Annotated in this window: 10 protein-coding genes; 1 reads left to right on the forward strand and 9 read right to left on the reverse strand. The window is 65.7% G+C overall.

The genetic code is table 11. The annotated features are described in order from the left end of the window. Positions 1-72 precede the first annotated feature (72 nt). From C7R54_RS01025 to C7R54_RS01040, 4 genes are read right to left on the reverse strand one after another with little or no spacing between them, the layout of a single operon-like run. A complete protein-coding gene (locus C7R54_RS01025) occupies positions 73-705 on the reverse strand; it encodes a helix-turn-helix domain-containing protein (RefSeq protein ID WP_129148340.1) in 633 nt (210 codons plus the stop codon). Positions 706-749: 44 nt separating this feature from the next. Then, entirely contained in the window at positions 750-1,619 is an 870-nt protein-coding gene (locus tag C7R54_RS01030) for an ABC transporter permease (RefSeq protein ID WP_204524275.1), read from the reverse strand. Then, entirely contained in the window at positions 1,616-2,482 is an 867-nt protein-coding gene (locus C7R54_RS01035) for an ABC transporter permease (protein ID WP_129148341.1), read from the reverse strand. The genes C7R54_RS01030 and C7R54_RS01035 overlap by 4 nt, the downstream gene beginning before the upstream one ends. Beyond that, positions 2,479-3,564: an ABC transporter ATP-binding protein gene (locus tag C7R54_RS01040; protein ID WP_129148342.1), complete on the reverse strand. Its 1,086-nt coding sequence runs from the start codon at positions 3,562-3,564 to the stop codon at positions 2,479-2,481. Before C7R54_RS01040 ends, C7R54_RS01035 begins: the two co-directional genes overlap by 4 nt. Positions 3,565-3,851: 287 nt before the next feature. On the opposite strand from C7R54_RS01040, the gene C7R54_RS01045 reads away from it, so the two are divergent. Beyond that, positions 3,852-4,889: an extracellular solute-binding protein gene (locus C7R54_RS01045; protein ID WP_158021119.1), complete on the forward strand. Its 1,038-nt coding sequence runs from the start codon at positions 3,852-3,854 to the stop codon at positions 4,887-4,889. A gap of 46 nt (positions 4,890-4,935) precedes the next feature. Here the strand turns inward: C7R54_RS01045 and C7R54_RS01050 are convergent, their stop codons facing one another. The 5 genes from C7R54_RS01050 to C7R54_RS01070 form a co-directional block, all read right to left on the reverse strand. Beyond that, positions 4,936-6,531: a DUF1254 domain-containing protein gene (locus tag C7R54_RS01050; protein WP_240039336.1), complete on the reverse strand. Its 1,596-nt coding sequence runs from the start codon at positions 6,529-6,531 to the stop codon at positions 4,936-4,938. A 108-nt stretch (positions 6,532-6,639) separates the two neighbouring features. Then, complete coding sequence (locus tag C7R54_RS01055; RefSeq protein ID WP_129149384.1) at positions 6,640-7,590, reverse strand: hypothetical protein; 951 nt, start codon at positions 7,588-7,590, stop codon at positions 6,640-6,642. 141 nt (positions 7,591-7,731) lie between these two features. Continuing rightward, on the reverse strand, positions 7,732-8,514 hold the full coding sequence (locus tag C7R54_RS01060) for a bestrophin-like domain (protein WP_129148344.1): 783 nt from the start codon (positions 8,512-8,514) through the stop codon (positions 7,732-7,734). Positions 8,515-8,524: 10 nt separating this feature from the next. Beyond that, positions 8,525-11,098 carry a spermidine synthase family protein gene (locus tag C7R54_RS01065; RefSeq protein WP_192903567.1) on the reverse strand — a complete coding sequence of 858 codons (2,574 nt, stop codon included), beginning with the start codon at positions 11,096-11,098 and terminating at the stop codon, positions 8,525-8,527. A 104-nt stretch (positions 11,099-11,202) separates the two neighbouring features. Continuing rightward, positions 11,203-12,861: an arylsulfatase gene (locus C7R54_RS01070; RefSeq protein ID WP_129148345.1), complete on the reverse strand. Its 1,659-nt coding sequence runs from the start codon at positions 12,859-12,861 to the stop codon at positions 11,203-11,205. Positions 12,862-12,892 lie beyond the last annotated feature (31 nt).

Genomic DNA, 12,892 nt, shown 5'->3' on the forward strand with positions numbered 1-12,892 from the left:
GGCCAACGCGGTGCCAACGCGGTGGCCACAACGGCCGGCCCACGGCGTCTGCCGCATCTCCCGCACGGGCAGTCACAAATGTATGACCGGGCGCTCCGTGTTCATGATCCACAGCAGGCGCGCGTCCTTGCCCGTGGGGTTGGACACGCCGTGCGGCACCGCGCTGGAGAACTGGAAGCTGTCGCCCTCGTTGAGTATGGCTTCCTGGTCCGCCAGCACCAGCGAGATCGTGCCCTCCAGCACCATGCCCGCCTTCTCGCCCCGCCCCAGCAAGACCTCTTCCGACCGCGAATGCGGTGGAATCAGGATGATCATGAACTGCAGGTCGTGCTCGCCCGGCGGCGACAGCAGTTCCTTGAGCAAGCCATGCGGCCCGACCCGGAACTTGGGACGCTGGTCCGCGCGCCGCACGAATTCCGGCGCGGCGTTTCGCCGTGGCGCGGCCGCCGGCGCATCGTCCTCCAGCAGCGCCGACAAGGGCACGTGCAGCGCCGTGCGCAGCTTCTCCAGCATGCGTATCGAAGGGTTGGCCTGGTCGCGCTCGATCTGGCTGATCATGCCGACCGAGACCTCGGCCAGTTCGGCGAGGGTCTTCAACGACAGGTTGGAATCGCGGCGGATGCGGCGCAGGCGCTGGCCTACGCTGCTGTCCGGAGCCGTGGCGGCCGCGGACGGCGTACCGCGGGATGTTGTTTTGCGTGGCATGGTTTTATTGTCCGTGGGCACGTCCAGGATGTCGTGTGGCGGCATCATGCGGCATTGAGCTTCGCGATGCCGTAATAGCGGTTGACGAGCAGCAGCACCAGCACCGATATCATCATCTGTACCGTGCTGATGGCCGCGATGGAAGGATCGAACTGGTTCTGCATATAGCTCAACATCACAACCGGTAGCGTATTCGTCGTGGCGGTGCCGAAGAAAAAGGAGATCGGCAGGTTGTCCAGCGACGTCAATATAGCGAATACCGCGCCCGCGAAAATGCCCGGCTTGACCAGCGGCAAGGTCACGTGGCGCAGGACCTGCCAGCGATTGCCCCCCAGGACGGCCGCGGCCTCCTCCAGGTCCGGCGACATCGAGCGGTACACGGACAGGACGGTGCGGGTGATGTACGGAATCGCCAGCACGGTGTGCGCGATCAGCAGGGACAAAAACGAGACGCCATGTATGAGCGCCGACAGGTAGTACAGCAAGGAGAAGCCCAGCACCACGGCCGGGATGGAGATCGGCGCCAGCAGCAGCGTCGACAACATGCCGGCGGACCGGGTGCGCGAGCGCGCCAGCGCCAGCGCGGCCGGCACGCCGATCAGCGCGCCCAGGAGGGCCGACGAGGCCGCCAGCTTGAGGCTGACCACCAGGGAATCGAGGAAAGGCCGGTACTCGACGATGCGCTGGTACCACCGCACGGAATACGACTCGATCGGAAAGGCAATGAAGGACGCGGACGTGAACGACACCACGACCACCAGCACGATGGGCCCCAGGATGAACAGCACGAAGAGCGCGACGTAGACGCCCAGCAGGCGCCTTTCCCAGTTGGCGGGCGCACGGCGGCGCGGCGGCGCGGCGCTGTCGGCCTTGTGCCCGGCTGGCGCCACGCGGGCGATTTTGGCGTAGCTCACGGCTTGACCCCCTTGCGACGGATGAAACGCACCTGCAGCACCAGGCAAAGCAGCGCGGCGACCAGCAGCACGTTGCCCATGGCGCTGGCGAACAGCGTGTCCTGGGTAAGGTTGAACTGCTGGTAGATCAGCAAGGGCAAGGTCACCACCCTGCCGCCGCCCAGCAGCAGCATGGTGACAAAGCTGCCGTTGGTAAGCACGAAGACGAGTATGCACCCGGTGGCCACGCCATCGAGGCTCAAGGGCAGCGTCACCCTGAGGAAAGCGCCCAGCCGCGAGGCGCCCAGCACGCGCGCCGACTCTTCCAGGCGTGCATCGATGCCGCGCAGGACGGCGGCGATGGACAGCACCATGAACGGTATGAGCACGTGGACCAGGCCGATATAGACGGCGATGGGCTGGCGCGCCATGTCCACGGGCCTTGCGATGAGGCCTGCCGCCATCAGCCACTGGTTGAGCAGTCCCGTGCGCGACAGCAGCACCTGCCAGCCGAAGGTGCGCATGATCACGGAGGTCAGCAAGGGCGTGATCAGGCAGAACAGGATCAGTCCATTCCACTTCCCCGCGTGGCGCACCATGAAATAGGCGACCGGATAGCCCAGCACCAGGCATGCCAGCGTCACCACCAGGCTGACGCGCAGCGTTTCGCCGAGAATGCTCAGGTAATAGCCGTCCGTGAACAGCTTGGCGTAGTAGAACCAGGGGCCGTTCTGCGCGCCCGCGTCGCCCATGCCGCGCAGGAAGTTGCCGCCCAGCGGCAGCACGAAGAACGCGGCGAGGAACAATAGGGCCGGGGCCGCCCAGCAGGGACCTATCAGGACATAGGGTCGCCGCCGCGCCCGGCCCGATGCTGGCGCGCTCATGCCGCGACCTCGTCGAGGATCACCGCCGACGCCTCGTCCCAGGCGAGCCCCACGCGCTCGCCGACGCCGGCGACCGGCCTGTGGTCCTGGTGGTAGACGAAGACGGGGGCCGCGCGGCCGGCCACCGACATTTCATAGGCATAGTGGCTGCCGCGGAAAATCACCGCCTGCACGCGCGCCGACAGCGCGCCGCCGTCGTTGGCGGCCAGGCGGATGCGCTCCGGCCGGACGGCGACCTGCACGCGGGCGCCCGGCGCCGGCAGCGCCGCGGCCGGCGCGGCCGGCATCAGGCGCTGCGGGGCGTCGTCCAGGCGCACGGCCGGCCGTCCCGAGTCATCGCTGGCCAGCACCCCTTCGAAGATATTCGAAGTGCCGAGGAATTCGGACACGAAGCGCGTCAAGGGACGCGCATAGACATCCTGCGGCGCGCCGATCTGCACGATGCGGCCCTGCGCCATGACGGCGACCCGATCGCTCATGGTCACCGCCTCTTCCTGGTCGTGCGTGACCATGACCGACGTAATCCCCAGCCTCTGCTGCAGCGCCCGCAGCTCGAACTGCATGCCTTCGCGCAAATTCTTGTCCAGGGCGCCCAGCGGTTCGTCCAGCAGCAGGACCGAGGGGTTGGTGATCAGGGCCCGCGCCAGGGCGATGCGCTGTTGCTGGCCGCCGGACAGCTGATGGATGTGGCGGTCCTCGTACCCGGACAAGCGCACCAGGTCCAGCATCTCGCGCACGCGCCTGGCCTGCTCGCTGCGATTGACGCGCCGCATCTTCAGGCCGAAGGCGATGTTCTCGCCCACCGTCATGTGCGGGAAAAGGCTGTAGTTCTGGAACACCATGCCCAGGCCGCGCTTGTTCGGCGGCAAGTCCGTGACGTCGCGCTGGTCGATGTGGACGCTGCCCGTGTCCGGTGTCTCGAAGCCGGCCAGGATGCGCAAGGTCGTGGTCTTCCCGCAGCCCGACGGACCGAGCAGGGCCAGCAACTGCCCGCCCTCCACATGCAGGTCCAACGGACTGAGCGCCTGGGCCTGGCCGAAGCGTTTGCTGATCTGCTTGAGTTCCACCGGTGCGGGCATCATGGTCGTGCGGACTCGCTGAATTGAACGATATCGAGGAATTTACAATAAATTGAAATTTGATCAAGCCCGGGCGGCTTAGGATTTTCACTAAGGCCGGTAGCGCGAAACGCTGCGAAAGCGGGCAATCTCTCGGGGAAATACCAATAACGGCGAGGCGTTTTTGTTCGTATGCTGCATAACAATGTAGTGAACATCTGGCCCGCAGCTGAGTGAATGGCGGGTCGGTATTTTCAACATATTGTCTGCGCCGGATGTATTCCGCCGCGCCGCACCCAAGGGGAATATCGATGGTTTCCATACGATGCATGCAGCGATCGGCCGCGCTGGCCCTGTGCCTGGCCGCCACTACCGCCGGAACGGCGCGGGCCGCCGATCTCACGGTGACCGCCTTCGGCGGCATCTGGGAGCAGAACTACCGCAAGTGCGTCATCGAACCCTTCGAGCAACGCACGCACAAGAAGGTCGACGTGGTGCTGGGCACGCCAGCCCAGTGGTTGAACCAGATTGCCGCCAATCCGAAGTCGCCACCCATCGACGTGGTGACCAACACCACGGACACGGGTTATGAAGCGATACGCCGCGGCCTGGTGGACGCCTTCGGGCCGGACAAGGTGCCCAACCTCGCCGACGTGGCGCCCCAGTTCAAGGACGTGACCAAGGGCCATGGCGCGCTGTACGGCTACGGCGCGATGGGGCTGGCCTACAACGCGAAGAAGATCAAGAACCCGCCCAAGACCTGGGACGAGTTCGTGGAAGGGACCATACGGGGCGACTGGGTCGCCGCCCTGCCCGGCATTTCCTATCCATCGACCACCATTACCACCCTGTGGCTGTTCGTGCACCTGTACGCCCACGACAATCTCGACGACATCGGTCCGGCCCTGCAAAAAATCAAGGCCATGCGCGATTCCGGCAACCTGGTGTTCTGGAACGACGTGAATGAATTCCTCAGCCTGATGAAAACAGGCCAGGTCGACATCGGCATGTATTGGGACGGGCGCGCCTGGGCCTTCCACGACGACGGCAATCCTGACGTTCTCTATTACAACCCGCAGCCGGGCTCGCCCATCAGCTCCAGCTTCATCCAGAAGGTGAAGAACGGCTCGCCGCTGGCGTATGACTTCATCAATACCGTCATCTCGCCGGAGGCGCAGGGCTGCTGGGGCTCGGCCATGCGCTATGCCATGTCCAACACCAAGACGCAGTACGCGCCGGCGGTGAAGGACCAGATCACGCCGCCGAGCCAGATCCTGGTCGCGCCGTACGAACAGATAGGACAAAAGGCAAGCGCCTGGATCGAGCAATGGAACAAGACGCTGCGCTGAAGGGGAAATGCGTGGGCATCCCCCTCGCCAGCCGCGCGGTCCTGCCCTATCGGGCTGCCTTGGCGGCCGCGGCCGGTTCGAAATCCCCCGGCTTCCAGGTCTTGTCGAACGCCGCGGCCTCCGGTCCGTAGATGCGGAAATAGGCGAACCAGCCACGACCCGGCGCCGTTCTGATCCACCGATCGGCTTGGCCGGCCGGCGCGGTCGGACCGAAGTACAACGTAAGCGGCTTGCTGGTGTCGACGTTCTTCAGTTCAAACAGCGATCGCAGCGCTGCCTTGTCCTGGTCGGTTCGCACTTGCGAACGGGTGGCGGCGTCGTAGATGGTCACGGACCAGAACAATTTGCCTGGGACGGGTTGCGGGACGGACAGGGTGTAGTTCCTGCCGCCGTCCAGGTAATTGCCCCTGGCGTCGCGCGCAGCCAGCCAATACAGGGATCCGGCGCCAGGATCGCGCCGGAACATCGCGGGTGACGTGACGATGGCCTGGGCGAACCAGCGATCACGCGCTTCGAGATCCATCCCATAGGGGGTTTCGAACTGCGCGCTGCCGGGAACCAGGCCCACCCATTCCCACTGGCGGTCCGGCCAGTTCTTGCGGTCATCGCGCTGGCTGTCGAAGGCAGCCACGAGCATTTGCGCACGGCCCTGGCGCGCGGCCTCCGTCAGCACTTCGCGCAAGCGGGCATCGGGCTGGAAGGGCTTGCCCTTCTCGATGCCCAACTGCGCCAGCAGGCCGTACATGGGCAGGTAGTCGGGCACCAACGGCTCCTGCTGGACGATGCGGTCGAGCACTTGCCAGAATTGGAAATTGTCCTCCCAGCGCAGGGATGAACTGTCCATCGCCTGCTTGCTGGTGTCGAGCGGCGAGAGAGCCGCGCTCTCGCCCTTGTCCAGCGGGTAGATCTTGATGGCGCGCAGCGCATCCAGGGCCTTGGGAATATCGCCGCCGGCCGGCAGTGCGCGCACGGCCAGGAGGTTTTTCACGGACGATGAACGCGCCACGCGATAGCCTTTCGGCGGCGTGCCCTTGTAGTCCGGCGGAACGATCAGGTACTTGCCGCCATGGCCGCCATCGGGTCCCGGCATGCCCAGGTCCTGCACCCAACGCTGATTGTGGTCATTGACCAGGCCGATATATGGCCCGGCGGGCAGATCCACGACCATGGGGCCGTGCGAGAGGTCCAGCACCGCGGACCCATAAGGCGTATCCGAATTCAAGGTGAAGCCGACCTGGCGCGGTCCGGTCGCCGCGATGCCCCAGCGCTTGTCATCCTCGATGCCGACGTCCCGGTTGCCGTTGAAGATGCCCTCCATGGAAACCGTCGGATACCAGAAACGGTAGGCCACGACCGCCCGTTGGAACATGCCATCGCGCCAGGCGCGCTCGGAAGCGGCGGGCGTGGGATACCCATGCAGGAAACGATATCCGTTGGGCGACGCGGCGATAGCCGCTTGCGGCGATTTTGCAGGAGCGTTGCGTGCCGGCGCATCGGCGGCCTGGGCGTCCGGCGGCGCCACCGACGCCATGCCCAGGCAGACCAGGCCAGCCGCGATGGCAAGCAAGGCCAATCGCGCCCGGGCGGTCTCGCCGCCGCGCCGTCCTGCTTGAAGCGCCACGTGCGTCCTGGCGGATTCCAACGATTTCCTGCCTGATTCCATCGGCTCCGTCCTTGTCAAGCAATCAGCTTTGTCAGTGTGTATATCCATCTCGTCGTGCTTCTTCTCTCAACGTGTATGTATCCGACATCAAAAACTCACCGCCAAGCCCACCGAAAAGCCCGAAACATTGGCGCCGAAGACATAACGGCCGACCAGCCTGGTGCGGGTGATGAAGGAGCTGTAGGCACTGGAATCCAGCTCCAGCCCCGCGCCCAGCGACGTCAGCCGATCAAAGCCGAGAATGCCGCGCTGGTCGCCCAGGAACTCGGAATGCGTCAGTTCGAGCACATAGCGCAAGGGGCGCTGCAGCAGGGTGATTCCGGTGGGCGCACGGTAGCGCGTCCACAGGTTCACGGATTTCGCATCCGCCGACCCCTGCACCGCCGCCGAGCTGTCGAAACTCTTGAGGCGGATGTCGGAATAACGTAGTTCGACATCGACCTCGTAGCCCGGCCGGTAGTGCTCATAGTCCAGCATCACCGATCCTCCCAGGCCGTAGGCATTGAGAGAGCCGCGGTCCAGGAAATCGATATCCTGGTCTGTCTTGCGTCCCACATACCAGCTGGCCGCCCGCAAGTCGCTGGTGACGTTGCCCAGCGCCACATTGAATATGGGACGTAGCTTCAATTCGTCGGTCAACTTGAAATCCCAGCCAACGCCGCCCGTCACGGATGCACTGTTCCATTTGGCCGGGATGCGGCGAGTTTTCTCGCCGTCGGTGGCGACGAAGGTCGGGTCATAACGGCTGTAGGCCGCCACCCCCTCCAGGTATAGCGGAACCGATTTCGATATGGTGTCGCCACCGCCCAGCTGCGTCATGAAGAAATCCGTCGATCCCGTGCTCGATCCGCGGCCACTGCCTATGTTCAGGGAACTGGTGGTGATGTCCGGCACGATGGAAAAGGACATCAGCGCCAGCACGCCATTGGCCCGCTTCTGCATATCATCCTTGCTCAATCGCAGGCCCTGTTGTGCCAGGACCGGGTCCGCCACCCCGCACGCCAGCAAGGCGCAAGCACCGGCGCAAAGGCGCCCCATCCAGCGCGCTCCCGTCTTGGCGCGATCGACGGCGTTCGTCGTATCCATGACTGGCATTGCCTCCACGCACAGGAACCGCATGCGCCGGACGGACATGAAAGCGGCCTGGGACGTGCCACGCAGCGTCACGTCGCGATGACCCTATCTGGCCGCACCCGGCGGATCCACCATGGACTGGCGCTGGGCAACCAGCAGGACATCGCTCTGGTCGATGCGTATCACGCCTATCCGCGGGAACTCGAAATCGACAATGATGTACAGGGCGGCCGTCATGACCGCGGCGAAGATGAATTGATGCAGCACGCCGCCTCGTCCCGCGGCCGCCAGGTTCATCCCGGCCAGGACGCCGCAGACCAGCGCGAGCAGGCCAAGAAAGGCATACGTCGCGATGGGCGGGTGGACCTTCTGCGCGACCGTCTGCGCCGACGCCACATCGAACATATCGTTGACGGCGCCGATGTAGGACACCGCGTAAGGCGGGACGCTGGTGGCGGCCGCTTGCATGGAAGTCCGCCATATTTCCGTCTGCAGGCCCGACACCCGCGCCGCGATGGCGTCGCGACTGTCCAGGTCGGCGACATGGCGGTAATAGTCGATCCGTGCATCCACATAGGCGCGGAACTGCTCGCGCAGGCGCGGTTGCGCGTCGGCGGCCATCAGGTCGATACGCAGCCACGCCGTGCCGATGTCGTTGACTTCCTGCGCAAGCAAATTTCGGCGTTCCGCCATCCGCTGCGCGGCGCCCGAGAACGTGAAGGCGACCAGCAGGCCCAACAAGGCGAATACCGCGCCCTCCACCACCGCTCCGCCCGCGCTGCCCTTCTCGTCGTGCCCGGCGCGCATGCGCTTGCCGAGACTGATCGCACCCAGCAGGAGCACGAAAAACCCCAAGGCCAGCCCGGCGAGGACAAGCGGATAGTTCATGGCCGTGCCCCTAGTCGCTACCGAAGAACCAACGTAGATACGGGTTGTCGCGCGCGCGGCGGGCCAGCGCGGGCGCATCCTTGCGCCAGGCATCGCGGTCGCCGTCATAAGCCGCCAGCGCACTGCGGTAGAAAAGGTCCAGCGCGGCTCTTTCGTCCGCGATGCCGCCCGCCAACCCGGCGTCGCCGCCCACCAGCGGCGGTTCGCCACGCAAGGCCAGGAGCGCCGGCAAGGTGCGCGTCAATTCGCGCGGCCGCACCCACGTCGCGTATTCGATGCTGGGCCTGTCGTCCGTGACGGCCGGCGTGTCGCCCGCGAAACGCGCCAGCCCGGCCCGGTCCGTCACCCAGGTGGCCAGCAGCGCGGCGGGCGAACTGACGCCGACTTCAGCCAGCGCGGTCCGTATTGCAGGCGTCTTGAAACGGGCCGTGATGCTAGGCGCATCTAGGGGCATGGGCTGCATCGAGCCGACCAGGAGCATTTCGTGCAACTCCGTGGTCCAGAGCGTGGCGTGCGGGAAGACGGCGATGAAGCTGGCCACCAGCGCCCGGGTATCGTCAAGGTTCTGTGTCGGCAGCGGCAACCACTGCGCCACGATGCCATTGGGGTTCAGACGTGCAGCGGCCAGCTGATAGAAATCCTGCGAGTACAGATTCACGACGCCAGCGGCCGATGGCGGCGGCGGCTCGAGCGTGATCAGGTCGTAGCGTTCCCCGCTCGCCAGCAATTCCCGGCGGCCATCCCGCAGGCGGCGCTCCAGCCCCGGGTCGGTGGCCGCGTCGTACGTACCGGCGAAACGTGGTCCGGCGTGCAACACGGCGGGCAGCAACTCGGCAACCACCCGTTTGTCCAGGCCCGGATAGCGCGACAACGCGCCTGCCGTAATGCCCGTGCCATAACCGATCACCAGGGCGGATTTCGGCTCGCCCGCGTGCACAATCAGCGGCAACAGCGCCTGCAAGCGCATGTAGCGCAGGGACGGCATGGCATCGCCCGAGTTGGAGACACCCTGGATATACAGGCGACGGAAGCGCCGTTCTCCTTCGCCGCGCTCCACCACCGCGACCGTGCCGCCGCGATTCTCTTCGTAGAAGACCAGCTTTCCCCCCTGTGCGCCCGGCAGCAGGCGCGCCAGATGATCGGACGGCAGCGTGGCCGCCACCACCAGTGCCACGCCCGCCAGCGCAACGGCGGCGGCGCGCGTCATGGACGGCGCCACGCGCGCGCGCCAGGCCGCGACGACGCCCACCGCGCACGCCAGCACGGCCAGCAGCCCCATGCCGCGCACGGTGCCCAGGAAAGGCAACAGGACGAAGGCGGTTACCGTCGTGCCCACGATGCCGCCCAGCGTGTTGGCCGCCAGCACCCACCCCGCGCCCTGCGCCGGCCGTTCGGCCGGCACGGCGATGCGCAGCACCGCCGGAAAGGCCGCGCCCAGCAGCATCGTCGGTAGCAGCACCACGGCGGCCGCGGCCACGGCGAAGCGCGCGCTCATCCCCGCCAGCCCGCTCTCCGTCAACCGCAGGACCGACATCTCGGCCATCGTCTGGGCGCCGATCAGCCACCGGCCCAGCAGCGCCATCTCCAGGAGCGCGATGACGCCCGCGCCGGCGATCAGCAATCCGAACAGCCGCCACGGATCGCGCGATTCGCCGCGCGAATAGAGCGCCGCGCCCAACGCCAGGCCGACCAGGTAGACCGCCAGCACCACCGAGAAAGCGAAGGCCCGCGTGCTCATGAAGGGCACCACCATCTGCGACCAGAGCACCTCGTAGCCCATCGCGACCGCCCCGGCAATGGCATACAGCCACACGGCCGCGCGGGCCCCGGGGTCGACAAAGGTCCGGCGCTGTTCCGGCGCCATGGTCCGCGCCTCCTGGCGGCGACCGCCCTTCTTCTTGCGTGTGACGCGCGCATCATCGGCCGGCGCCGCCATCGGGGCCATCGGCGCCGGCGCGACCGACCAGCGCCGGTCCAGCGCCCAGCCGCCGATCGCGGCGAGCAGGTTCAGGGCGGCCGCCGCCCAAGCGGTGCCCTGTACGCCCAAAGCCGGGATCAACACGAAAGCCGGAAGCAGCGCGCCGGCAATCGCGCCGGCCGTATTGGCGGCATAGAGCGTCCCGCCCGCCTGGCCTATGCGTCCCGCGCCGCAGGCCCGCAAGAGGACGGGCAAGGTGCCGCCCATCAGGAACGGCGCCGCCGCGACGAGCATGGCCAACGCCAGCCATGCCAGCGGCGACGCCTGGCGCTCCAGGGCGGCGAAGGGGCCGGCGCCATGGGCCAGCGCGACGGTGACGGCGACGGCGACCATCGCGATGCCCAGCTCGATTCCCGCATAAAACCGCAGCGGCCGCGCGACGCGTTCCGCGTAACGGCCCAGCAAGGCGTTGCCCGCCGCCAGGCCGAGGAAAAAGGCGCTGACCGCGACGGCGATGGCATGCACCTCCACCCCCACGATCAACGTCAACTGCTTGACCCACAACACCTGGAATATCAACGCGGCAGCGCCCGAAAGCGCCAGCAAGACGGCAGCCACGGCCAACCCGCTGGAAGAACGGAAGGCACTGGCGGTCTTGGAAGTCATCGGCATCGTATGCACTGCTGTCGTCATGGGTTCTGCCCTGGAATGCATCGGTGCCGATGGCGGAAACGGCGTCACCGCCGCGACCGCCACCGGCGTGGCGCTATTTACTTCCCAAGAGGATTGACCTGCCCCGTGGGCTGCTGCTTGGCCTGTTCTTCAAAGTGCTTCTCCAGGAACTTGTTCAACTGGTCCTGGGCCTGGTCGGTGCTGAAGGTCGCCGGCCGCTGGCTGGGCGGATACTCCTTGAAGGTTTCCAGGAATTCCGCCGCCTTGGCGGTGCCGATGAAGGCCAGATAGGCGTTCTTGGTAAACCAGTCGTAGTACTGATCCGAGACCACATCCGCACGCTCGTAGGGATCCATCCGCAAGTTGAAGACCTTCGGCACGCGCAGGCACACGAAGGGCTGCTGCCAGACCGCGAACCCGCCCGGCGCCTTCTGTTCGCAGAATACGAACTTGAAGTTCTCGTAACGCATCGCGACCAGCAGGCCGTCGTCGTTGAAGTAGAAGAACTGGTCCCGCGCGCTCTTGTCGCTCTTGCCGGTCAGGTAATCCAGCTGGTTGTAGCCGTCCAGATGCACCTTGTAGCTGCGGTTGGCGCCCTGAGGCGTCCAGCCCTTGAGCAGGCGGTCCTTGACCGTGTTATCTCCCGCCGCCGCCAGCAAGGTCGGGAACCAGTCCATCCCCGAGACCATGCCGTTCACGACTTCGCCCGCCGGGACATGGCCAGGCCAACGTATCATGGCCGGCACGCGGAAAGCGCCTTCCCAGTTGGAGTCCTTCTCGCTGCGGAACGGCGTCGTGGCGGCATCCGGCCAACTGAACTGGTTGGGACCGTTGTCCGTGGTGTAGATCACGATCGTGTTGTCCGCGATGCCCATGTCGTCGAGCTTTTTCAGCAGCTTGCCGACATCCTGGTCATGCTCCCACATGCCATCCGCGTACTCGTTGCCCGCCATCCCGCTCTTGCCTCGGTATTCCGGCCTGACGTGCGTGAAGAGGTGCATGCGCGTGGTGTTCATCCACACGAAGAACGGCTTGTCGCCCTTGCCGTGCTTGTCGATGTAGTCGATTGCCGCGCTGGTGGTTTCGTCGTCGATGGTCTCCATGCGCTTGCTGGTCAGGGGGCCGGTATCCTCGACCTTGCCGTCCGCCGTCGCGCGTATCACGCCGCGCGGCATGTAGGCCTTGATGACGGGATCGGTGGAGTTCTTCGGGAAGAAGGGACGTTCCGGCTCTTCCTCCGCGTTGAGGTGATACAGGTTGCCGAAGAACTCGTCGAACCCGTGCTTGGTCGGCAGGTACTCATCCCGGTCGCCCAGGTGGTTCTTGCCGAACTGCGCGGTGGAATATCCCTGCGCCTTCAACGCCTGCGCAATGGTGATGTCGCGGTCCTGCAAGCCCACGGTCGCACCCGGGACGCCGACCTTGGACAAGCCCGTGCGCATCGGCGATTGCCCGGTGATGAAGCTGGACCGGCCCGCCGTGCAGCTGTTTTCACCGTAATAGTCCGTGAAGATCGCGCCTTCCTTTGCAATGCGGTCGATGTTGGGCGTCTTGTACCCAACGACGCCCAAGGAGTAGGCGCTGATATTCGTTTGCCCGACGTCGTCACCGAAGATCACGAGGATGTTCGGCTTCTTGCCCGATGCCTGCGACTGATTCTGGGCCTGGGTGGACTGGGCCTGCGCATGCGCGCCCCCCATCACCGCAAGCCCGCTGGCGGCTATCAATGCCGCCCTCAACCATCGTCTTGCTTTCATCACCGTTCTCCTTGCCCAAGATGGGCCGCCT

Origin of the sequence: Achromobacter aloeverae (assembly GCF_004121055.1) — a bacterium.
Lineage (GTDB): Bacteria > Pseudomonadota > Gammaproteobacteria > Burkholderiales > Burkholderiaceae_B > Bordetella_C > Bordetella_C aloeverae.